The sequence below is a fragment of the Isoptericola sp. NPDC056605 genome, from assembly GCF_042792795.1.
GTDB lineage: Bacteria > Actinomycetota > Actinomycetes > Actinomycetales > Cellulomonadaceae > Isoptericola.
Map to the genome: position 1 here is coordinate 115,456 of NZ_JBHTVT010000012.1, position 21,038 is coordinate 136,493.

At 75.0% G+C, this 21,038-nt stretch carries 19 protein-coding genes; 10 read left to right on the forward strand and 9 right to left on the reverse strand.

Annotation, left to right across the window (positions count from 1 at the left end):
* Positions 1-87: 87 nt before the first annotated feature.
* The 4 genes from ACFQ8Y_RS13765 to ACFQ8Y_RS13780 form a co-directional block, all read right to left on the reverse strand.
* The gene (locus ACFQ8Y_RS13765) at positions 88-837 is read right to left on the reverse strand and encodes a DUF4191 domain-containing protein (RefSeq protein ID WP_430552611.1); all 750 of its coding nucleotides are present in this window, start codon (positions 835-837) and stop codon (positions 88-90) included.
* A gap of 11 nt (positions 838-848) precedes the next feature.
* Positions 849-1,859: a lipoyl synthase gene (lipA, locus tag ACFQ8Y_RS13770; RefSeq protein ID WP_430545186.1), complete on the reverse strand. Its 1,011-nt coding sequence runs from the start codon at positions 1,857-1,859 to the stop codon at positions 849-851.
* A gap of 117 nt (positions 1,860-1,976) precedes the next feature.
* The gene (lipB, locus tag ACFQ8Y_RS13775; RefSeq protein WP_430552628.1) at positions 1,977-2,654 is read right to left on the reverse strand and encodes a lipoyl(octanoyl) transferase LipB; all 678 of its coding nucleotides are present in this window, start codon (positions 2,652-2,654) and stop codon (positions 1,977-1,979) included.
* 38 nt (positions 2,655-2,692) lie between these two features.
* Complete coding sequence (locus tag ACFQ8Y_RS13780) at positions 2,693-3,181, reverse strand: MarR family winged helix-turn-helix transcriptional regulator (protein ID WP_430552612.1); 489 nt, start codon at positions 3,179-3,181, stop codon at positions 2,693-2,695.
* Between the two features lie 36 nt (positions 3,182-3,217).
* Here ACFQ8Y_RS13780 and ACFQ8Y_RS13785 point away from each other — a divergent pair, with 36 nt between their 5' ends.
* Entirely contained in the window at positions 3,218-5,593 is a 2,376-nt protein-coding gene (locus tag ACFQ8Y_RS13785; protein ID WP_430585804.1) for an MMPL family transporter, read from the forward strand.
* A gap of 48 nt (positions 5,594-5,641) precedes the next feature.
* Here ACFQ8Y_RS13785 and ACFQ8Y_RS13790 read toward each other — a convergent pair whose 3' ends face one another.
* Positions 5,642-8,299 carry a M14 family zinc carboxypeptidase gene (locus ACFQ8Y_RS13790; protein ID WP_430585805.1) on the reverse strand — a complete coding sequence of 886 codons (2,658 nt, stop codon included), beginning with the start codon at positions 8,297-8,299 and terminating at the stop codon, positions 5,642-5,644.
* A gap of 144 nt (positions 8,300-8,443) precedes the next feature.
* On the opposite strand from ACFQ8Y_RS13790, the gene ACFQ8Y_RS13795 reads away from it, so the two are divergent.
* Together ACFQ8Y_RS13795 and ACFQ8Y_RS13800 are read left to right on the forward strand one after the other, a co-directional pair.
* Entirely contained in the window at positions 8,444-9,547 is a 1,104-nt protein-coding gene (locus tag ACFQ8Y_RS13795; protein ID WP_430585806.1) for a Gfo/Idh/MocA family oxidoreductase, read from the forward strand.
* 57 nt (positions 9,548-9,604) lie between these two features.
* The gene (locus ACFQ8Y_RS13800) at positions 9,605-10,951 is read left to right on the forward strand and encodes a hypothetical protein (protein ID WP_430585807.1); all 1,347 of its coding nucleotides are present in this window, start codon (positions 9,605-9,607) and stop codon (positions 10,949-10,951) included.
* A gap of 122 nt (positions 10,952-11,073) precedes the next feature.
* Here ACFQ8Y_RS13800 and sucB read toward each other — a convergent pair whose 3' ends face one another.
* The gene (sucB, locus tag ACFQ8Y_RS13805; protein WP_430585808.1) at positions 11,074-12,882 is read right to left on the reverse strand and encodes a 2-oxoglutarate dehydrogenase, E2 component, dihydrolipoamide succinyltransferase; all 1,809 of its coding nucleotides are present in this window, start codon (positions 12,880-12,882) and stop codon (positions 11,074-11,076) included.
* 251 nt (positions 12,883-13,133) lie between these two features.
* On the opposite strand from sucB, the gene ACFQ8Y_RS13810 reads away from it, so the two are divergent.
* Together ACFQ8Y_RS13810 and ACFQ8Y_RS13815 are read left to right on the forward strand one after the other, a co-directional pair.
* Positions 13,134-13,478, forward strand: a complete 345-nt coding sequence (locus ACFQ8Y_RS13810) for an oxidoreductase (RefSeq protein WP_430552618.1) — start codon at positions 13,134-13,136, stop codon at positions 13,476-13,478.
* Between the two features lie 37 nt (positions 13,479-13,515).
* Positions 13,516-14,268: a class I SAM-dependent methyltransferase gene (locus ACFQ8Y_RS13815; RefSeq protein ID WP_430585809.1), complete on the forward strand. Its 753-nt coding sequence runs from the start codon at positions 13,516-13,518 to the stop codon at positions 14,266-14,268.
* Between the two features lie 67 nt (positions 14,269-14,335).
* Here the strand turns inward: ACFQ8Y_RS13815 and ACFQ8Y_RS13820 are convergent, their stop codons facing one another.
* The gene (locus tag ACFQ8Y_RS13820; protein ID WP_430585810.1) at positions 14,336-15,826 is read right to left on the reverse strand and encodes a leucyl aminopeptidase; all 1,491 of its coding nucleotides are present in this window, start codon (positions 15,824-15,826) and stop codon (positions 14,336-14,338) included.
* A gap of 63 nt (positions 15,827-15,889) precedes the next feature.
* Here ACFQ8Y_RS13820 and ACFQ8Y_RS13825 point away from each other — a divergent pair, with 63 nt between their 5' ends.
* Genes ACFQ8Y_RS13825 through ACFQ8Y_RS13840 form a run of 4 tightly spaced genes read left to right on the forward strand, consistent with a single transcriptional unit; the run spans position 15,890 to position 18,064 of the window.
* Entirely contained in the window at positions 15,890-16,249 is a 360-nt protein-coding gene (locus ACFQ8Y_RS13825) for a hypothetical protein (protein WP_430552621.1), read from the forward strand.
* Positions 16,246-16,755: a hypothetical protein gene (locus ACFQ8Y_RS13830; RefSeq protein ID WP_430585811.1), complete on the forward strand. Its 510-nt coding sequence runs from the start codon at positions 16,246-16,248 to the stop codon at positions 16,753-16,755. The genes ACFQ8Y_RS13825 and ACFQ8Y_RS13830 overlap by 4 nt, the downstream gene beginning before the upstream one ends.
* Entirely contained in the window at positions 16,752-17,861 is a 1,110-nt protein-coding gene (locus tag ACFQ8Y_RS13835; protein WP_430552623.1) for a quinone-dependent dihydroorotate dehydrogenase, read from the forward strand. Before ACFQ8Y_RS13830 ends, ACFQ8Y_RS13835 begins: the two co-directional genes overlap by 4 nt.
* Positions 17,858-18,064, forward strand: coding sequence for a hypothetical protein (locus ACFQ8Y_RS13840; protein ID WP_430552624.1), 207 nt, complete (start codon positions 17,858-17,860; stop codon positions 18,062-18,064). Before ACFQ8Y_RS13835 ends, ACFQ8Y_RS13840 begins: the two co-directional genes overlap by 4 nt.
* Before the next feature lie 21 nt (positions 18,065-18,085).
* On the opposite strand, the gene ACFQ8Y_RS13845 is transcribed toward ACFQ8Y_RS13840, so the two are convergent.
* The gene (locus ACFQ8Y_RS13845) at positions 18,086-19,555 is read right to left on the reverse strand and encodes a PLP-dependent aminotransferase family protein (protein ID WP_430585812.1); all 1,470 of its coding nucleotides are present in this window, start codon (positions 19,553-19,555) and stop codon (positions 18,086-18,088) included.
* Positions 19,556-19,804: 249 nt separating this feature from the next.
* Here ACFQ8Y_RS13845 and ACFQ8Y_RS13850 point away from each other — a divergent pair, with 249 nt between their 5' ends.
* Complete coding sequence (locus tag ACFQ8Y_RS13850; protein ID WP_430585813.1) at positions 19,805-20,524, forward strand: YitT family protein; 720 nt, start codon at positions 19,805-19,807, stop codon at positions 20,522-20,524.
* A gap of 6 nt (positions 20,525-20,530) precedes the next feature.
* Here ACFQ8Y_RS13850 and ACFQ8Y_RS13855 read toward each other — a convergent pair whose 3' ends face one another.
* Positions 20,531-20,986, reverse strand: a complete 456-nt coding sequence (locus ACFQ8Y_RS13855) for a GNAT family N-acetyltransferase (protein WP_430585814.1) — start codon at positions 20,984-20,986, stop codon at positions 20,531-20,533.
* Positions 20,987-21,038: the final 52 nt, after the last annotated feature.

Genomic DNA, 21,038 nt, shown 5'->3' on the forward strand with positions numbered 1-21,038 from the left:
GGGGGGTGTTCGGGGGGGGGTGTCGGCCGTGGCTTCGGGGCGGGGTCGCGGGGCGGCCCCCGGGCCCTTCGCCGGTGTTGAGGTGGCTCAGCGGCCCCGCAGGCCCTTGCGGTCCGGGCGGGCCTTCATCGGGTCGACGCCCTTCGGGATCGGCAGGCGGGCGCCGCCCAGCGCCTTGAGGCGCTTCTTGACCTGCTCCGCCTCGGGCTTGGTGAGGCTCCGCTTGAGCTTCTGCACCTTCTTCGCGACCTTGGGCAGCGGGACCTGCCCCTCCTCGTTGCCGACCTGGATGAGGGTGATCGGCACGTTCGGCAGGACGCGCGCCGTCTTGCGACGCTCGTCCTCCAGGAGGCGCTGCACCCGGTGCGCGGGGCCCTCGGAGACCAGGACGACGCCCGGGCGGCCGACGCCGCGGAAGACGAAGTCCTGGGTGCGCGGGTTGATCGCGACCGGCTCGTCCGCGAACTCCCACCCGCCGCGGACGGTGCCGAGCGCCGCCCGGGCGGCGCCGGGCTGGCCCTCGATCTGCGTGTACGCGGCCTTCTCGGCCTTGCGCGTCAGGGTGAACATCGCGCCCAGCGCCGCGAACGGGACGCCGAGCACCACGATGTACAGGATCTGGAAGCCGGTCGGCAGGTCGAGCAGCAGCACGACGGCGGCGACGACCGCGAGGATCCCGACGAACACGCCCAGGATCAGCCACGTCACCGTGGGGTCCTGCTTGCGCGTCATCTGGTACGCGGCCCACACCTGGTGGTACCAGCGCTGCTTCTTGGGCTTCTTCTGCTTGCCGGTGGCGTCAGCGGGCGCGCCGGCGTCGGACTTGGTGCGGGCCATGGTCGTCAAGTCTAGTGGGCCCGCGGCGCAAGAAGGCTCGCGGCCTCCTGGCGCGACGTCGTCGGCTCCGCGAGGTGCGCGAGGGACTCCGGGATGGGCAGGCCGCGGCGCGTCATCGCCTGGCCCCACAGGCGGCCCGCGCGGTACGACGAGCGCACCAGCGGCCCGGCCATGACGCCCAGGAAGCCCATCTCCTCGGCCGCCTCGGACAGCTCGACGAACTCCTCCGGGCGCACCCACCGGTCGACCGGGTGGTGGCGGAGCGACGGGCGCAGGTACTGCGTGATCGTCACGAGGTCGCAGCCGGCGTCGTGCAGGTCCTGCAGCGCGTCGCGGGCCTCGTCGATCGTCTCGCCCATGCCGAGGATGAGGTTCGACTTGGTGACGAGGCCGGCCTCGCGCGCCCGGGTGAGCACGGAGAGCGAGCGCTCGTAGCGGAAGGCGGGGCGGATCTGCTTGAAGATGCGCGGCACCGTCTCGACGTTGTGCGCCATGACCTCGGGCCGCGACTCGTTGACGACGTCGAGCAGCTCGGGGATGGCGTTGAAGTCGGGGATGAGCAGCTCGACGCCGGTGCCCGGGTTGAGGGCGTGGATCTGGCGCACCGTCTCCGCGTACAGCCAGGCGCCACCGTCGGCGAGGTCGTCGCGGGCGACGCCGGTGATCGTCGAGTACTTCAGCCCCATCGTCCGCACGGACTCGGCGACGCGACGCGGCTCGTCGGCGTCGAAGTCGGCCGGCTTGCCCGTGTCGATCTGGCAGAAGTCGCAGCGGCGGGTGCACTGGTCACCGCCGATGAGGAACGTGGCCTCGCGGTCCTCCCAGCACTCGAAGATGTTGGGACAGCCCGCCTCCTCGCACACCGTGTGCAGGCCCTCGCCCTTGACCAGGCCCTTCAGCTCCCGGTACTCGGGACCCATCGTGGCCTTCGTCTTGATCCACTCGGGCTTCTTCTCGATGGGGGTGGCGGCGTTGCGGGCCTCGATGCGCAGCATGCGGCGGCCCTCGGGTGCGATCGTCACGGGTGTCTCCCGGTCGTCGTCGAGCAGGTGGACGTCGGGCGGGCGGAGCCTGTGCGGACCCTGACCGCCGGACCTCGTCAGACTACGTGAGGGGGGTGTCCCGGCGCCGCGACCTGCTCACCGTGTGGACGTGACCTCAGCAACACCCGGCGCGGCCACGGTCGAGGTGGGGGCCGCGCGCAGGGGGCCGAGGTGGCGGGCGAGGGCGTCGACGAGCGGGGCCCGCACGTCGTCGAGGGTGACGCGGCGACCGGTCTCGATCGTCAGCGAGGTCACGTCCGCGTCGGTGATGCCGCACGGCACGATGCTGTCGAACCGGCTCAGGTCCGGGTCGCAGTTCAGGGCGATGCCGTGCATGGTCACGCCCTTGGCGGTGCGCACGCCGATGGCGCAGACCTTGCGCTCGAGGCGGTCGCCGTCGGCGGCGAACCAGACCCCGGTGCGGTCGGTGACCCGGATCGTCGCGAGGCCGAACCCGGCGCAGACCTCCATGACGGCCTCCTCGAGCGCGCGCACGTACGCGACGACGTCGATGGGCTCGGCGAGCCGCAGGATCGGGTAGACCACCTGCTGTCCCGGGCCGTGCCAGGTGATCTTGCCGCCGCGGTCGACGTCGACGACGGGGGTGCCGTCGGTGGGGCGCTCGTCGCGGTGCGTGCGCCGACCGGCCGTGTAGACGTCGGGGTGCTCCACGACGATCAGCGTGTCGGGGCGGTCGCCGGTGACGACGTCGGCGTGCACGCGGCGCTGGAGCTCCCACGCCTCGTGATACTCGGTCAGTCCGGGCAGCGTCATCACGTCCACCCGACCGAGGCTAGCCCCATGCGGTGCGGTCAGTCGTCGGCGTCGCGTTGCGCGCGCACGAGGGTGACGAGGATCTCACGCAGCCGTGCCACGTCGTCGTCCGCGAGCCCGCGGGCGGTGAGGTCCTCCGCGGGCTGCAGGCGGCCCGCCTCCGCGGCGGCGCGGCGGCCGGCGTCGGTGACCGCGACGGCGCGGCGGCGTCGGTCGCGCGGGTCGGCGCCGCGGGTGACGTACCCGGCGCGCTCGAGCCGGGCGACCACGCGGCTCATCGTCTGCTCGGTGACGCCGTTGAGCGTGGCGAGCTCGCGCTGCGTGCGCGGCCCGGCGAACAGGTGCAGCAGCACCGGGAAGCCCGCGTGGTTGAGGTTCCAGCCCGCGAGGTGGGCGTTCCAGTCGTGCTCGATACGGCGCACGACGGTGAACAGCAGCCGCCCCGTGGGCCACTCGCCCGGGTCGTCGCTCGTGGGGTCGACCGGGTCCGGCCAGGAAGTCTCGTCACGACCGTCGTCGAGCTGCACTTGCTTCCTCCCTGGTGCGCCGTCAGAATGCTCAGCATGCTGAGTAATCGGGCGCGGGGCAATCGGGGTCGAGGTCTGCTGCGGGGCCTCGTCATTCTGGCAGCGATCGGGGTCTGGCTCGCGATCGGCGCGTTCGGGGGCCAGGCCCAGGGCAGCCTGAGCAGCGTCCAGACCAACGACGACGCGGCGTTCCTGCCCGCGAGCGCGGAGTCCACGCAGGCTGCCGAGCTGGCCGAGCAGTTCACCGACTCCGAGACGCTGCCCGCCCTGGTCGTGGCCGAGACCGCGGACGGGTCGAAGCTGACGCAGGAGCAGCTCGCCGACGTCCAGGCCTTCGCCGACGCGGTCGCCGACGCCCCGCTCGAGGGGACGTCGGGCGACGAGCCGCGCACCGTCGGCGACCTGAGCATCGCCGACCCCGTCGTGGTGCCGTCCGAGGACGGGCAGGCGGCCCTCGTCGTCGTCTCGCTCGACGCCGCGCAGGCCTCCGAGGACCTCGGCGCCGACGAGTCGAGCGGCTCCGAGCTCGCGGTGGGCGCCCTCCGGGCGCTCGCCGGCGCGGACGTCGCCGACGGCGGGCTCACCGGGACGGGGCTCGAGGCCTGGGTCACGGGGCCCGCGGGCTTCGTCGCCGACCTCGTGAGCGCGTTCGGCGCGATCGACACCGTGCTGCTGCTCGTGGCCCTCGGCGCGGTCCTGGTGATCCTCGCGCTCGTCTACCGCTCGCCGTTCCTGCCCTTCGTCGTGATCCTCACCGCGGTCCTGGCCCTGTGCCTGGCGGGGCTGGTGGTCTACCACCTCGCCGCGAACGACGTGCTGACGCTGAACGGCCAGTCGCAGGGCATCCTGTCGATCCTCGTCGTGGGCGCCTCCGTGGACTACGCCCTGCTCCTGGTGGCCCGCTACCGCGAGGAGCTGCGGGTCACCAGCTCCCCGTACACCGCGATGCGCCGCGCCGTCCGCGCCTCGATCGAGCCGATCGCGGCCAGCGCGGGCACGGTGATCGTCGGGCTGCTGTGCCTGCTGCTGTCGGACCTCTCGTCGAACCGCAGCCTGGGCCCGGTCGCCGCCATCGGCATCGTCGCCGCGTTCCTGTCGGCCACGACCCTGCTGCCGGCGATGCTGCTCGTCGGCGGGCGCCGGGCCCGGTGGGTCTTCTGGCCCCGCGTGCCGCACGCGCTCGGCCGGCACTCCGACGCGCCGGAGGCTCCGGAGCCCACCACGACGACGCCCGCGACCACCACCTCGACGACGGCGACCACCACGACGACGGCGACCGCCGCCCCGACGGCGGAGGACGCCGACGACGACACGCACGTGGACGTCGCGGGGCACGGCGTGTGGTCGCGCGTCGCCGGCTTCGTGGGACGGCACGACCGCGTCGTGTGGGTCGCCACCGCCGTGGTGCTGGCGGCCGGCGCCGCGTTCGTGCCCACCCTGGACGCGAACGGCACCGGTGACTCGGAGGTCTTCCTCACGCAGGTCGACTCCGTGGACGGCGAGGAGGCGCTCACCCGCCACTTCGAGGGCGTGTCCGCACAGCCCGCGATCGTGATCGCCCCCGAGGCCGACGCCGACGCCGTCGTGGAGGCCGCCGAGGGCTCCGACGGGATCACCGCCGCGACGGTCGTCACCGACCAGCCGGCCACCGCGCCGGGCATGCCGGCCGAGGGCGACCCGCTGGTCGTCGACGGGCAGGTGCGCGTCGACGTCACGACCGAGGCGCCGTCCGACAGCCAGGCGGCGGTCGAGGCCGTGGCCGACCTGCGCACGGCGGTGCACGACGTCAGCCCCGACGCGCTGGTGGGCGGCGCGGCCGCTGAACGGCTGGACACGCAGCTCGCCGGCCAGCACGACCTGCGGGTGATCGTGCCGGTGGTGCTCGCCGTGATCCTCCTGATCCTCGTGCTGCTGCTCCGGTCGGTCCTGGCCGCCGTGCTGCTCATGGCCGCGAACGTGCTGTCGTTCGGGTTCGCCCTCGGCGTCTCGGCACTGGTGTTCAACCACGTGCTCGACTTCCCGGGCGCGGACCCGGCCGTGCCGCTGTACGCGTTCTGCTTCCTCGTGGCGCTGGGCGTCGACTACTCGATCTTCCTCATGACGCGCGTGCGCGAGGAGAGCCTGCAGGTGGGCACCCGGCGGGGCGTGCTGCGCGGCCTGGCCGTCACCGGCTCCGTCATCACGTCGGCGGGCGTGGTCCTCGCCGCGACGTTCGCCGCCCTCGGGGTCATCCCGCTGCTGTTCCTCGCCCAGCTCGCCGTCATCGTCGCGTTCGGCGTGCTCGTGGACACGCTCGTGGTGCGCAGCCTGCTCGTCCCCGCGCTCGTGCACGACGTCGGCGACCGGGTCTGGTGGCCGTCGCGGCTCGCCCGGGCAGGCGGGGACGGCACCACGACCGGCACGACCCGCTGACGGACGACGGCGCGCGGACTGTCCCGCGCGCCGTCGCCCGGTCGGCGCCTACCGGGACCGCAGGGTCCCGTCGGCCCGGAAGGCGGGCCGCAGCCCGGCGAGCTGGGTCGCGCCCACCTCGGCCGCCGGCCCCCCGTACACGGCGTTGTACAGGAGGTTGAACGACGACCGCGGCAGCGACCGGAACGTCACCTCGCTCCCGTAGGTGACCACCGTGCCCTTGCCGACGTCGAACGACACGACGTTCGCCGTCCCCGCGACGTGTTCCTCGCCCCGGAGGTACCCGCTGGCGAGCACGTCCTGGTCGGGATAGGTCGAGACCACGTCGGCCCCCGGGCCCGTCGGGGTCCACGCCTGGGTGTCGTAGAGCCAGACCGGCCAGCTCTCCGGCATGCCCCACGCGACCATGTCCGAGGTGTCGAACTCCTGGTTGAGCAGGCTGCCGCCTGTCGCGAACTCCTCGTCGTCGTCCGGCAGGGCCGGTTCGATCGGCAGGTCCAGCAGCTCCTGCGCGGTGGCGACCGAGTCGCCGACCGCCAGCAGCGTGCCGCCCTGGCGCACGAACTGGGCGAGCTTGCGCCAGCCCTTCGCGCCGACGCCGTACGCCCACGCGAACTCCTCGTCGTACTTCGCCGGGTCGAGGCCCTCGACGACGTCGTCCTTCGAGATGCCCTGCGGGAGCACGATCGTGTCGTAGACGTCGATCAGGCGACCGCTCTGAAAGTCCTGGGCGCCGACGACGTCGTAGTCGACGCCGTACTCGTCCATGACCCACATGTCCCACCCGCCGGGCATGTTGTTCGCCCCGCGCAGGAGGCCCACCCGGGTGCGGGGCTTGAGCTGGATCCCCTCCACCGCCGGCGCCGACCGCGCGGCGGTGACCTGCAGGCCGACGTCGGCGCTCGCGGTGTCGAGCACCCGCCGCGCCTGCGGCGTCGCCGGCACGACGTACGTCCCGGCAGGGTAGGTGGTGCCGGCGTCGGCGAACTCCTGCCCGGCGCGGAACGTGGTGATGTTCGCCTTCTGCAGGGCGGCGGCCACGGGGATCGTGCCGTACGACTCGGGCCGCACCAGGTAGGCGCCGCCCGTCGGCGGGGCCGCGGGCATCGACACCTCGGGCACCTCGACCGACTCCACCCGGTCCGTCGGCACCTCGACGGGTGCGGAGACGGGGACGACATCGACGCCGAGCTGCAGGGGCAGGCTCGTCGTGGCTTCCGCGTACGGCAGGTCGTCGACCGGGTACTCGTCGGTGCCGAGGAGCTGGTCCACCCAGTTCCCGAGCGGCTGCCGGGTCCGCACGACGTACGAGCCCTCCGGGAAGTCCCGGCCCCCGGCGGTGAACGGCTCCGTCGCCCGGTCGATCTCGACCTGGGTCCAGTCCAGCCGCTCGAGCATCTCGAACGTCGCGTACGGGTCCCGCTGGTCGGCGCCGACCACGTAGGCCTCCACCCCGGACGCGACGCCGTTCTCTGTGAACTCGCGGGGCGCGGAGTAGAGGTTGTCGTACAGCAGGTCCTCGCCGTTGCGCGCCACGTACTCCATGCCGGAGTAGGTGGCGGTCTCGGCATACTCGACGATGTCGCGCAGCGTCCAGGTGTCCTTGTCGTAGGGCTGGATGAGGTCCTGGGTGGGGGTCTGCGGCCCGAGGGGGCCGCCGTCCTTCGACCTCTGCGGGTAGGCGAGGTCCGTCGCCGAGGCGATCTCGGTGAGGTACACCCCCGTGCCGGTGAAGGGGAAGAACCCGACCGGCTGCTCCAGCGTCCAGTAGATGTGGTAATCGTCCGTGCCGACGCCCTTCTTGCCCTCGGCCGTGAGGTCGCGCATGGCGTGCTGGCCGACCGCCGAGCTCGACGCGTTCGAGTTCGCCGGCACGTTCGGGCTCGTCACGCCGCCGTACGGCGGCACGAAGATCCGCTCACCCGAGTTGCCCTGCTGATGCATGATGTGCGTCATCACGGGCCGGTACTTCTGCGTCAGGCCGAGGCGGTAGCGCGCCTCGACCTGGGTGAACATCGTCCAGTCACGGTTGTCGTCGTGGCCCGTGTACTTCTGGTACAGGTCCGGGTAGACGCGGGCGAGGTCCGTGCCCGCGGTGCGGTCGAAGTGGTCGACCACCTTGACCTGGCCGTCGGGGTTCTGCGACGGGACGAGCATGATCACCGACTGCGTGAGCACCTCCTCGGTGAACTCCGAGTCCTCGGTGGCGAGCCGGTGCACGATGTCGTTGATCGCCTGCCCGTTCCCGACCTCCGTGGAGTGCACGGTGGCCTCCAGGTGGTAGATCGGCACGCTCCGCGCGGCCAGCTCCTTCGCCTCGTCCGGCGTCGTCGACCGGGGGTCGGAGAGCCGCTGGTTGAGCGCGACGATCTCGTCGAGCCGCTCCAGGTTCTCGGGCGAGCTGATGAAGACGGTTGCGTACTCGTTGCCCTCGGTGGTCTCGCCCACCGTCTCGTACTCGACGCGGTCGGACTCCTGCGCCACGCTGCGCAGGTAGTCCAGCACGTCCGGGTAGGCGGCGAGCCGTCCCTCCGCGCCCATCTCGAACCCGAAGAACTCTTCGGGCGTGGCGATGTCCGCCGTCGCCTCCGGCAGCGCGGCGTCGCGGACGGCGGGGGACCGTGCCTGCGACCCTGCGGCGACCAGGCTGGTGGAGATCAGAGCTGCTGCCGCCGTGATGGCGACGGTGGTACGTCGTCGTGCCATGAGCTGCTCCTTTCGCGCGACCCTGCCGCCGGGTGCGGTGGGGTCGCGCCCACGCTATTGCCGAGGGCGACTTTTCTCTTGGCGAGGTCGCGCCCGGCGGGCCGTTCCACCGTCCAGCGGCGTCCCTCGTGCACCATGGAGGTCATGACCGCACAGGGCGAGGCGACGACGGACAGCTCGGCCGACCAGGGGCCGGACGGGGGGATCGTGCCTCCGCCGCGCCTGGCGATCGTCGGGTACGGGGGAGCGGGCCGGGAGATCCACGCCCGCCTCGCGGCGGAGGCCGGGCTCCCGGTGACGGCCGTCGTGACGCGCGACCCCGGCCGGCGCAACCAGGCCGCGGGGGACTGGCCGGGAGCCCGGCTGCTGTCGGACCTCGACGAGCTGATCGCCGCCCGCCGCGCCTACGACCTCGTCGTGGTGGCCAGCCCCACGACCCTGCACGCCGAGCACGCCGCCGCCCTCGCCCGCGCGGAGATCCCGTTCGTGCTCGACAAGCCGATCGGGCTCGACGCGCACCAGGCACGTGCCGTCGTCGAGGAGGCGGCCGCCACCGGTACCCCGTTCACCGTCTTCCAGAACCGGCGCTGGGACCCCGAGCAGCTCACCCTCGTGGGCCTGCTCGACGCCGGTGGCCTGGGTGACGTGCACACGTTCGAGCGGCGCTGGGAGCGCTGGCGGCCGGTCCCGCGGCAGCGGTGGAAGGAGAACGACCCGGTCGGTGGCGGGCTGCTGCTCGACCTCGGCCCGCACCTGGTGGACTCGGCGACGCAGCTGTTCGGCCGCGTCCGGTCCGTCTGGGCGCAGACCCGCAAGCTCACCACGCCCACCGAGGACGACGTCTTCCTCGTCCTGGAGCACGAGGCCGGCGGCGGCCGCGCGGGGAGCCCGCACGCCGTCGTGTCGCGGCTCTGGGCGGGGTCGGTCGTAGGCGCTCCCGGCCCTCGGACCCGCGTGCTCGGGTCGGCGGGCGCCTACCTGGTGACGACCTTCGAGCAGGACGCCTCCCCGCTCGAGGTGCTGGACGACGACGCGCCCGAGGGGTCGGTCGGCTGGCTCACGCGCGGCCGCGACCGGCGCGCCGTGCCCGCGGCCCCGGGCGGCCACGCCGACTTCTACCGCGCGCTGGGGCCGTGGCTGCACGGGGACGAGCCCGCGCCCGTCGACCCGGCCGACGCCGTGCGCACCGCCGAGGTGCTGGACGCCGCCCGGGTGTCGGCGCGCGAGGGGCGTCCCATCACCTTCTGACCCCTCGCCTGTGGATGACGGCGACGACGGGCGGCCGCGACGGTGTTCGATGGTTCCGTGCCCACCCAGACGCTGTCGATCCCGACCGACGCCGGCGCCCGCGACGCCCTCCTGGAGCGCGTGCGCGCGCTCGCGGCGCTCCGGCACCCGTGCGTGGAGCCCGTGACGGCCGTCGACGTGCGCGACGACGGGACCCTGGCCCTGCGGCGGGGCGGCGCCGCGACCGACCTGCCCACCGTGCTCGCCGTCCGCGGGCGCCTGACCTCGCGGGAGGCGGCGGGGGTCCTCGTCACGGTGGCGCGCGGGCTCGCCGCGCTGCACAGCGCCGGGCTGCGGCAGGGGAGCGTGGGCGCGCAGGACGTGGTGCTCGATCCCGGTGGCAGCGCGCTCCTGCGCCCGCGGGCCGACCTCGCAGGTGCCGACGGCGCCGACGGTGCCGACGGTGTCGCCGACGACCCGGCTGCCGGTGAGGCGGCGGACGTGCACGCGCTGGCGAGGCTCGTCGCCGACCTGCTCGGCGACCGCGGCGACGACGACGCGACCGCGCTGCGCGCCGTGCTGGCCCCGGCGGCGGCACCCGACCCGCGGGTGCGCCCGGAGGCCGGCACGCTCGCGGCCCAGGCGGACACGGCCGTCGCCACCGAGCCCGTGCGGCTCCCCGAGCCGGCGGCGCTCGCGGCCGCGGCCCTGGGCAGGCGCCCCGTCCTGCCGGTGGCGGAGGCGCCCGTCCGCGTGCCCCGGCGGCGGGCGGTCCGGCGCGCCGACGGAGACAGGGCCGGTCGTCCGGCGAGCAGGTCCGCGCGCCGCGCGACCGCCCGGCGCCGCGGCGGGACCGGGCGACGCGTGCTCGGCCTGGTCGGCGCGGTCGGGGTGGTGGCGGTGCTGACGGCGGTCGCGGTCCAGGTCCGAGCACCTGCCCCTGCGCCGTCGTCGGTCGCCGAGGACGGTCCGACCACCGACCGCGACACGGTGCAGGACGACCCCACGCAGGACCGGGCCGACCCCGGCGCCGCGGCCGCCGAGCTCACCCGCCGGCGCGTCGCGCTGATCACGAGCTCGGTCTCGGACACGGACCCGGCGCGGTGGGGCGCGGTGGACGTGCCGGGGTCGCCGGCGCACGAGGCGGACGTCGCGCTGCTCGAGGCCGCCGCGCAGGCCGGCACCCGGGTGCGCGGCGCCGAGGTGCGGGTCGAGGACTCCCGTGCGGAGAGGGCCGGTGAGGGCGGGCCGAGCGGGCAGCGGGACGACGGCACGGCGGACGTCGTGGTGCGGTACGCCGTGACCGCGCACGAGCAGGTGGCGGCCGACGGCACCGTCACCGCCGTCCCCGCGTCGGACGTGCGCACCGCGACGTTGCGGCTCGACTGGACGCCGGACGGCTGGCGGGTCGCCGAGGTCTCCTGAGCGCCGCCGCGCGACCGTCGTGAGGGATCGGCGCGGCGGGCTCGACGCGGGTGCCGGGCGGGACGACGAAGGGCGTCCCGGCCGTGGCCGGGACGCCCTTCGTCGTCAGGGACGGGGTGAGGTCAGAGACCGACCTCGGCCTCGAACGCGCCCTCCTCGATGCGTGCCTTGATGGCGGTGAGGAACCGCGCGGCGTCCGCACCGTCGACCAGGCGGTGGTCGTAGGAGAGGAACAGGTACGCGAACTGGCGGATGGCGATGGTCTCCTCGCCGTCCGGGCCCGTCACGACCGCCGGCTTCTTGGTGATCGTGCCGGTGCCGAGGATCGCGACCTGCCCGCCGGGGACGATCGGCGTGTCGATGAGCGCGCCGCCCGAGCCGGTGTTCGTGATCGTGAACGTGGCGCCGGACAGCTCGTCCGGGCCGACCTTGTTCGCCCGGGTGCGGGCGCCCAGGTCGCCGATCTGGCGGGCGATGCCCGCCAGGTTCAGGTCGCCGGCGTTCTTGATGACCGGGACCACCAGGCCACGCTCGGTGTCGACGGCGATGCCGACGTTCTCCGCGGGGTGGTAGGTGATCTCGCCCTTGTCCTGGTCGATCGAGGCGTTGATCTTCGGGAACGCCTTGAGCGCCTCGACCGCGGCCAGCGTGTAGAACGGCAGGTAGGTGAGGTTCGCGCCCTCGCGGGCCTTGAACGACTCCTTGGCCTTCGCGCGCAGCTTGGCGACCTTGGTGACGTCGACCTCGACCACGGTCGTGAGCTGGGCCTGCGTGTGCAGTGCCTCGACCATGCGCTCGGCCACGATCTTGCGCAGGCGCGACATCTTCTCGGTCGTGCCGCGCAGCGGCGAGACCGGCAGCGTGGCCGGCGCCTTGGCGGCCGGCGCCTTGGCGGCCGGGGCCTTGGCGGCCGGGGCCGCGGCGGCAGGAGCCGGGGCGGCGGCCTTCTCGGCCGCGGCGAGCACGTCCTCCTTGCGGATGCGGCCGCCGACGCCCGTGCCCTGGAGGGTCGAGACGTCCACGCCCTTCTCCGCGGCGAGCTTGCGCACCAGCGGCGTGAGGTAGGAGCCCTTGCCCGGAGCGGACGGCGCGGGCTTCTCGGCGGCAGGCTCCGGCTGGGCCGGCTGCTCCGGGGCCGGAGCAGGCTTCTCCTCGGCGGCCGGCTTCGTCTCCGCAGGCTTCTCGGGCGCGGGGGCGGGCTCCTCAGGCTTCGAGGGCGCACCGACCGGCTCGGGAGTCTTGGCCGGGGTGGGCTCGGCGGGCTTCTCGGCAGCCGGGGCGGCGCCGGAGCCGACGATCGCGAGGACGGCGCCGACCTCGACGGTCGCGTCCTCCTCGACGAGGAGCTGCTGGACGGTGCCGGCCACGGGGGACGGGATCTCGGTGTCGACCTTGTCGGTCGAGACCTCGAGCAGGGGCTCGTCCACCTCGACCGAGTCGCCGACGGCCTTGAGCCACCGGGTGACGGTGCCCTCGGTGACGGACTCGCCCAGGGCGGGCAGCGTCACCTCGGTGCCCTCGCCGCCACCGGCGGCGGGCGCCTCGGCGGCCGGGGCGGGCTCGGCAGCGGCGGCGGGCTGCTCGGGCTCCGCGGGGGCCTCGGGCTCGGCGGGGGCCTCGGGCTCGGCGGGGGCCTCGGGCTCGGCGGCGGGGGCCTCGGCGGCCGGGGCGGCGTCGCCACCACCGGCACCGGAACCGTCACCGACGACGGCGAGGGTGGCGCCGACCTCGACGGTCTCGTCCTCCTCGACGAGGATCTGCTCGAGCACACCGGCGACCGGCGAGGGGATCTCCGTGTCGACCTTGTCGGTCGAGACCTCCAGCAGGGGCTCGTCGACGGCGACGGTGTCGCCGACGGCCTTGAGCCATCGGGTGACGGTGCCCTCGGTGACGGACTCGCCGAGTGCAGGGAGCTGCACGTTCTCAGACATGACCTGTGGAGTCTCCTTCGATCAGTGGGTCAGGCGACGTGCCGAGGCGAGCCGGGTTGCCGGCCCGCGACATCTGGGGTTGCCGCGTTCTGGTCACTGCCTGCCATCTTGTCACCTCCACGGGGGTCGCCCCAATCGTTCGGGGCTCCGGGTTGGTGTGACGCTGGGTACACCTGACCGCCGCATGACCTCCAGGACACCTCCGGGCGGTCTCCCGACCACGACGCCGACGACGGCGGTAGTCTCGCGCCATGTCGCTCAGGACCTCGCTGGGACGCCTGCTGGGCAGGTCGTCGTCGCCGGCCCCCGGTGCGCCGCCGTCGTCGGGATCGCGGGGCGAGACGATGGCCTACCTGCAGGAGTTCGTGCGCACCCGCGTGGGGGTGGAGGCCTACGTCGAGCCGCCCAACGCGCAGACCCCGACGACCGTGCTGCTCGTGGCGACCACCGGCGAGTGGACGCGACGTCGTGTCCCGGACGAGCGCACGGCGTTCGAGGTGGCCCGGTCGCTGGGCGTGCCCGTGTACAACGTGCGGTTCACCGGCTACCCGCAGCGCATGCGGGACTGGACGTCGGCGCAGCGCCGCAAGGCCTGAGCCGCGGCACGTGGGCGACGGAGGAGACCCGGGAGGCATGGACGGCGGCGGGGGCGAGCGCTGGTCGGCGGTGGCCGCCGGCTGGGCCGAGCTGTGGGGCTCCTTCGCGGAGCCGGTCTGGGCGCCGCTCCTCACGGCGTCACGGATCGGGCCGGGGTCGCGGGTCCTCGACGTCGGGTGCGGCACCGGCGAGCTGGTCGCGCACCTGGTGCGTGCGGGCGCGGAGGCCGCGGGCGTCGACCCCGCGCCGGCGATGGCGCGCCGGGCGAGCGAGCGGAACCCCACGGCGACGGTCCGGGACGGTGACGTCGAGCACCTGCCGTTCGAGGACGGCGCCTTCGACGCGGTCCTCGCGGTCAACGCCCTGCAGTTCGCCGACGACGTCGGTGACGGCCTGGCCGAGGTCGCCCGCGTGCTGGTCCCCGGTGGCCGGGTCGGCATCGCCTGCTGGGCCGAGGGCGCGCGGAACGACCTCGACGTGGTCGAGCGCGCCGTCGCCGAGGCGTACGAGGAGGACGTGCCGCCCGACGGACCGCTGCGCGCCGCGGGCGGGCTCGAGTCCGCCCTCGCCGACGCGGGGCTCGACGTCGTGGGGGCGGGGATCGTCGACGTCCCGTGGGCCGTGCCCGACGACGACCGCCTGGTGCGCGGCGTCCTGCTCGGGGAGGACGAGCGCACGACGGCGGAGCTCGCGCCGACGGTCCTGCGCGCCGCGGCGCCGTTCCGGGCGCCCGCCGGCGGGTACCGTCTGGCGAACGCGTTCCGCTGGGCCGTGGCCGGCGTCCGCTGACCGGCACGACGACGCCCGGCCACCCGAGGGCGGCCGGGCGTCGTCGCGCGGTCGGTCGAGCGCGGCGTCAGGCCGCCGCGCGGCCTTCGAGGAAAGCGAGCATCGTGCGCACGCCGACGCCCGTGCCGCCGGCGGGGGTGTACCCGAACGACGAGCCCTCGTTGTACGACGGGCCGGCGATGTCGAGGTGCGCCCACGGGGTCTCGCCGACGAACTCGGCGAGGAAGTGGGCGGCGAACAGCATGCCGCCCCAGCGGCTGGGCGCGGAGTTGACCATGTCCGCGACCGTCGACTTCAGGCCGGCCTTGAGCTCCGCGGGCATCGGCATCGGCCAGAACGCCTCGCCGGCGACGTCGGCGGCGGCCTTCACCTCGTCGCGCACCGCGTCGGTGCCCATGACGCCGGACGTGCGGTTGCCGAGCGCGACCATCTGCGCGCCGGTGAGGGTCGCGATGTCGAGGACGACGTCGTGCCCGTCCTCGACGGCGGCGACGAGGCCGTCCGCCATGACGAGGCGGCCCTCGGCGTCGGTGTTGGTGACCTCGACGGTCTTGCCGCCGCGGATCGTGATGACGTCGGCCGGGCGCTGCGCGTTGCCGCCCGGCATGTTCTCCGCGAGGCAGAGGTACCCGGTCACGGCGACCGGCAGCCCGAGGCGCGCGGCCGCGAGGACCGTGTGCAGCACGGCGGCGGCGCCGGCCATGTCGGACTTCATCGTCGGCATGCTGGCCGGCGGCTTGAGCGAGATGCCGCCGGTGTCGAACGTGATCCCCTTGCCGACGATCGCGACCTTCCCGGTGGCCTTCGCGGGCGTGTACGACAGCTTGACGAGGCGCGGCCCGCGCGACGAGCCCTGCCCGACGCCCACGAGCCCGCCGTAGCCCCCCGCGGCGAGCTGCTTGTCGTCGAGCACCGTGATCTTGAGGCCCTTCACGCCCTTGGCCGCGGCCTTGGCGGCGTCCGCGAAGGCGGCCGGGAACAGCTCGTTGGGGGCGTCGTTGACCAGGTCGCGGGTGCCGTGCACCGCCGCGGCCAGCACCTCGGCGCGCGCGACCGCGGCCTTGGCGCGACCCGACCGGGAGAACGACGTGACGACCTGGACGCTGCCGACCGCGCCCTTGGTGTCCTTGCCCGTGCGGTAGCGCGTGTAGGAGTACGCGCCGAGCAGCGCCCCCTCGACGACCGCGCCGAGCTCGTCCTCGTCCACCGCGGGCAGCGCGAGGGCGACGGTGTCGGTGCCGGCGAGCTCACGGGTCGCGGCGCCGGCGGCCGACCGCAGCACCTCGTGCGGGAACGTGCCGTCGGCCGCGCGCTCCCCGAGCCCGGCGAGGACGACGACGTCGGCCGAGACGCCGTCGCCGGCGGGCACGCGCCGCACCTCGTCGCGGGCGCCGGTGACGCCGAGGCGGGGGGCGAGGGTCTCGATCTGCCGCACGAACGCCTCGGGCAGCTGGTCCGCGACGACGGCGACGCCGTCCGAGGTGGAGCAGGTCCCGACGACGAGCGCGTCGACCTTGAGAGAGCTGGGATTCTTGCCGGTGAGGGTGAGGTCTGCCACGCGCCGATGCTATCCCCGTCCCGCGACCGCCGTCGGGCGCCCGACGGCCGGTAGTCTGCGGGCGTGGTCCTTCCCCTGCTCATCGTCGTCCTGCTGGCGTGCGCCGCGCTCGCCGGGTGGGCGCTGTGGTTCGTCGTCCAGGACCGCGCCGTGATCCTCAAGCAGCTGATCGGCGCCGCCGTCGTCGAGGCGCTCGTCGTCGTCCAGGCGGTGGTGGCCGGCGTCCTCATGGTCACCCGCGACCACCCCGTCGACGGGCCGCTGTTCTGGGGCTACGTCGCCACCGCCCTCGTGGTGCTGCCGATCGCCGCGATCTGGGCGTTCGCCGAGCGCACCAAGTGGTCGTCCGTCGTCCTCGCGGTGGCCGCCCTCACGGTGGGCTTCCTCGACTGGCGGCTGTGGCAGATCTGGGGGGCGGCATGAGCGGCACCACCCCCGCGCCCGCCGCGGGCGGGCGTCGGACCGGCACCGGCTTCGGACGGCTGCTCGTCACGGTCTACGGCATCCTCGCCTTCGCCGCGATCGGCCGGTCGTCGTACGAGCTGGCCACCAAGTTCTCCGAGGCGCCCGTCGCGTACTCCCTGTCCACGCTGTCCGCCGTCGTGTACGTGCTGGCCACCGTCGCGCTCGCCAAGGGCGGGCCGCGCTGGCGCGTCGTCGCGTGGGTGACCGTGGGGTTCGAGGCCGTGGGCGTGCTCGCGGTCGGCGCCGCCTCCGTGGCCTCTCCGGACGTCTTCGGCGAGACGACCGTGTGGTCCGGGTTCGGGCAGGGCTACGGTTACGTCCCGCTCGTGCTGCCGTTCGTCGGGCTGTGGTGGCTGTGGCGCACCCGCCCGCGCGGGACGCGCGACGCCGCAGCACCCGCGCCTGAACCGACCGAGCCGACCGGGCCCACCGCGCCCGCAGCCCCCGACCCGGAGGTCCGATGAGCCCGTACACCCTGCTCTTCAACGGCGTCTTCCGCCGGATGGACCCCGAACGGGCGCACGAGCTCGCGTTCGGCGCCATCTCGCTCGCCGGTCGCGTCCCCGTCCTGCGGGACGTCGTCCAGGGTGCCCTCGCGCCGTACCTGGGCCGGGGCAGCGGCGGTCCGGGCAGCATCGAGGTGCTCGGCCGCACCGTGCCCGCACCGTTCGGGCTCGCGGGCGGGTTCGACAAGAACGCCCGCGCGATCCGGGGCCTGACGATGCTCGGCTTCGGCTTCGTGGAGATCGGCACCGTCACCCCGCGCCCGCAGCCCGGCAACGAGGCGCCGCGCATGTGGCGCGAGCTCGACGTGCGGGGGATCCGCAACCGCATGGGCTTCAACAACGACGGCGCGCCCGCCGCGGCCGCGCGGCTGCGGGAGCTGCGGGCCACGCCCGCGGGCCGGGCCGTCGTCGTCGGCGCGAACATCGGCAAGAACAAGACGACGCCGGCGGAGGCCGCGGCGGACGACTACGCCGCCTGCGCCCGCGAGCTCGCCCCGTGGGCCGACTACCTCGTGGTGAACGTGTCCTCCCCGAACACCCCCGGGCTGCGCGACCTGCAGACCACCGCCGAGCTGCGTCCCATCCTCACGGCGGCCCGCGCCGCGGCCGACGAGGCCACCGCCGCCGCGGGCACCCGCCGCGTCCCGCTCCTGGTGAAGATCGCCCCCGACCTCGCGGACGCCGACGTCGACGCCGTCGCGGCGCTCGTCACCGAGCTCGGCCTGGACGGCGTCGTCGCCGTCAACACGACCATCGGGCACGACCGCGGTCCTGGCGGGCTCTCCGGCCCCCCGCTGCTCGAGCGAGGGTTGCAGGTCGTGGCCCGGCTACGCGACCGTCTCGGGCCCGACCCTGCGATCATTGGCGTCGGTGGCATCTCGGGCGCCGACGACGTGCGCGCCTACCTCCGGGCCGGCGCCGACCTCACCCAGGGGTACACGTCGTTCATCTACTCCGGCCCGTTCTGGCCGTCGAGGGTCAACCGCTCCCTGACGCGCACGCGGGGGTCGGTCGCGGCCGGCAGCATCGACCGCGGCGTCGCCGCTCCCGGGAGCGCCGCGTGATCCGGCCGCGGTGGGAGTGGGCGCTGGACGACGCCGACGGTCGTGCGCTCGCCGTGCCGAGCCCGGTCTTCACCACGCAGTACGACGCCGAGCAGTGGATCGGGGAGCACTGGCGCGAGCTGGCCTCCGCCGGCGCGACCCTCGCCCGCCTGCTGCACGACGGGGCGCAGGCGACGCCGGGCGTGGTGCTGCCGTCGGTCTGACGCCCGAGCCGCGGCGGGACCTCAGGCGCCCGGTGCGACCTGCGCCCAGGCCCGGGCGAGCCGCGGCACCGCGGCGGCGAGCTGGTCGGGCTCGCGCGTGAACGTCAGGCGCACCCGGTCGCGCGAGGACCGGTCCGGCGTGAACGCCGGCCCGGGCGTGACGAGGACGCCGTGGCGCACGGCGGAGGCGGCGAGCGCCTGCGCGAGAGGTCGGCCCAGGTCGGCCCACAGGCACAGCCCTCCTGCCGGCACGGGCACGCGCCAGCCCGGCAGGGCGTCGCGGACCAGGTCGACGAGCAGGTCGCGCCGCGCCCGCAGCTCGGCGACGCGGTCGGGCAGGATGGCGTCGGCGCGGCGCAGCAGCTCGACGACGGCGAGCTGCTCGAGCACCGGCGTGGCGATGTCCGCCGACTCCCGGACGCGCGCCAGCCGGCGCACCACCTGGGGGTCGGCGCGCACCCAGCCGACGCGCACCCCGCCCCAGAACGACTTCGACGCCGACCCGATCGTCACGACGTGCGGGGAGGCGCCGTCGCCCGCGAACGGCTCGGGCACCCGAGCCCCGGGGTCGAGCGCCAGGTCGGTCAGGGTCTCGTCGCCCACGACGGTCGTGCCCGTGCGGTCCGCGAGGTCGCGCGCCGCCGCCCGCGCCTCGGCGGACATCGTCGCGCCGGTGGGGTTGTGGAAGTCGGGGACGAGATAGACGAGCCGGGGGCGGGTACGCCGCACGGCCGAGGCGAGCGTCTCGACGTCGCCGACCGGGACCCCGACCACCCGCCCGCCGAGGCGCCGCGTCGGCTCCAGGGCGTGGAAGTACGTGGGCGACTCGACGACGGTGGTCTCGCCGCGTCCGACGAACGCGGCGGTGAGCACGGAGATCGCCTGCTGGGCGCCCGTGGTGACGAGGATCTGCTCCGGTGTGGTCGGCACGCCACGCGCCGTGTAGCGGTCGGCGATCGCCGACCGCAGCACCTCGACGCCGAGGTGTGCGTAGCCGCCGGTGGAGAGGTAGCCCGGCAGCACCTCGAGGGCCGCGGTGTAGGCGTCGTGCAGGGCCGACGTGGCGGACGGCGTCGCCTGGGCGAGGTCGACGGGGGACTCGGGCCGCTCGTCGCCCGGCGGGTCCGCGGGGGCGTCGCCCGCCGCGACGGGCGCGCTCCCGCGGGCCGCCCCCGCGCCGCGGGGGAGCGTCGTGACCGTGCCGGAGCCGACCCGGCTCGCGAGGAATCCCAGCTCGCGCAGGCGGGCGTACGCGCCGGACGTCGTGGTGCGCGAGACCCGCAGGGCTGCCGCCAGCTCGCGCTCGCTGGGCACCCGGGTGAGCGGCGGGAGACTGCCGGAGAGCACCGCGGCGCGCAGGGCGTCCGCCAGCGCGAGGTAGGCCGGCCCGCCCGCGCGCCAGTCGCCGAGCAGGCGCGCGGTGGCCGCGGGGGAGAGCTGTCGGACGGCGGGCGGCGCGGTCGTGGCGGAGGGTGGGGAGACGACGGTCACGGGGCCACTGTCACCCCAATGGATATGGATTGCAAGGCCATTAGCGCGGAGGGTGGGAGCATGAGCACGACCACCCGCCCTGCCCGCCGCCCTCCGCGCCGCCCCCTCCGCCGGCGGGCGGACCGCGGTCCGCGCCCGGGCGCGCTCCGTTCCGCGCCTCGTTCCGCACCTCTGTCCGCGTCCGACGACGCGCCCCCGCCCCCGAGGACCAGCGCGCCCGACGCCGTCGTGCCGGCCGCGGCTCCGACGATGACCTGGGGACCCGTCCGCCGGGGGACGCAGCTCGTCCTCGGGCTGTGGGCATTCACGTGGTCGATGGCGATGATGCTGCACGCCGGGCAGGGAGGCATGCCGTGGGACGTGCTGCACCAGGGCCTGGTGCGCAGCACCGGCCTCGGCTTCGGCACGGTCGTCGCGCTGACCTCCGCGCTCGTGCTGCTCGCCTGGGTCCCGCTCCGGCAGCGGCCGGGGATCGGCACCGTCGTGAACGTGGCCGTCATCAGCCTGGCGATCGGGCCCTGCCTCGCGGCCACGGCGTGGCTCGTGCCCGACCCGGGGCTGGCCGCCCGGATCGCCCTCGCCGTCGGCGGCATCGTCCTCAACGGCGTGGCGACCGCCGCCTACATCGGGGTGCGGCTCGGCCCGGGCCCGCGCGACGGGCTCATGACCGGCCTCGTGCAGCGCACCGGCCGGTCGGTGCGCCTCGTGCGGACCGGCATCGAGGTCGTCGTCGTGCTGGTCGGCATCCTGCTCGGCGGGACGTTCGGCTGGGCCACCGTGGCCTTCGCGCTGGGCGTCGGCCCCGTGGTGCAGGCGACCGTGCGCTGGCGCTGGCTGGTGCCGGCGGGCCTCACAGGGGCGGCTGCGCCCGCGGCGGGCCCGGCACGGCCGGACGCCGACGTCGCGCGCCGCGGTCGCGAGATCTCCCGCGCGCTCGACGCCGTCGCGCGGGAGCACCGCGACCGCTGATCGCGGTCAGGCGTCCGGCAGGTCGCGGCGGTAGAAGGTGGCGGAGTCGTCGTAACCGAGGGCCTCGTAGAAGCCCCCGGCCCGGCGGCTGGCCAGCGCCACGTAGGCGGCTCCGCGCGCCGCCGCCCACCGCTCGGCGTGCGCCATGAGCGCGGCGCCGAGCCCGCGGCCCCGGTGCGCCGGGTCGACCATGACCTCCTCGACCCAGCACACCGGTCCGTTCGCGAGGAACGTCAGGTGGACGTTCGCCAGGAGGTAGCCGAGCGGTGCGTCGTCGGTCGTGGACTCGGTCGCGAGGTCGGTCACCACGGCGAGCAACGTGTCGTCCCGGCCGAGGAGCGCCCCGAGGGTCTGGTCGAAGGCCTCCCGACGCGGTCGGAAGCTGGTCGCGAAGTCGCGGGCGAGCGGCCACAGCGCGTCGGCGTCGCCGGCGCGGGCGGACCGGACCGTCAGGGAGGACATGGCGGCAACCTAGCGCTGACGTCGCGGTGGGTCGTCCGTCTCAGGACGACCC

Excerpts from the sequence above, each read along its gene's own strand:
- ACFQ8Y_RS13765 (WP_430552611.1), bottom strand. The coding sequence starts at position 837 with ATGGCCCGCACCAAGTCCGACGCCGGCGCGCCCGCTGACGCCACCGGC.
- lipB (WP_430552628.1), bottom strand. The coding sequence starts at position 2,654 with ATGACGCTGCCCGGACTGACCGAGTATCACGAGGCGTGGGAGCTCCAG.
- ACFQ8Y_RS13785 (WP_430585804.1), top strand. The coding sequence starts at position 3,218 with ATGCTGAGTAATCGGGCGCGGGGCAATCGGGGTCGAGGTCTGCTGCGG.
- ACFQ8Y_RS13790 (WP_430585805.1), bottom strand. The coding sequence starts at position 8,299 with ATGGCACGACGACGTACCACCGTCGCCATCACGGCGGCAGCAGCTCTG.
- ACFQ8Y_RS13795 (WP_430585806.1), top strand. The coding sequence starts at position 8,444 with ATGACCGCACAGGGCGAGGCGACGACGGACAGCTCGGCCGACCAGGGG.
- sucB (WP_430585808.1), bottom strand. The coding sequence starts at position 12,882 with ATGTCTGAGAACGTGCAGCTCCCTGCACTCGGCGAGTCCGTCACCGAG.
- ACFQ8Y_RS13810 (WP_430552618.1), top strand. The coding sequence starts at position 13,134 with ATGTCGCTCAGGACCTCGCTGGGACGCCTGCTGGGCAGGTCGTCGTCG.
- ACFQ8Y_RS13815 (WP_430585809.1), top strand. The coding sequence starts at position 13,516 with ATGGACGGCGGCGGGGGCGAGCGCTGGTCGGCGGTGGCCGCCGGCTGG.
- ACFQ8Y_RS13830 (WP_430585811.1), top strand. The coding sequence starts at position 16,246 with ATGAGCGGCACCACCCCCGCGCCCGCCGCGGGCGGGCGTCGGACCGGC.
- ACFQ8Y_RS13835 (WP_430552623.1), top strand. The coding sequence starts at position 16,752 with ATGAGCCCGTACACCCTGCTCTTCAACGGCGTCTTCCGCCGGATGGAC.
- ACFQ8Y_RS13850 (WP_430585813.1), top strand. The coding sequence starts at position 19,805 with ATGACCTGGGGACCCGTCCGCCGGGGGACGCAGCTCGTCCTCGGGCTG.
- ACFQ8Y_RS13855 (WP_430585814.1), bottom strand. The coding sequence starts at position 20,986 with ATGTCCTCCCTGACGGTCCGGTCCGCCCGCGCCGGCGACGCCGACGCG.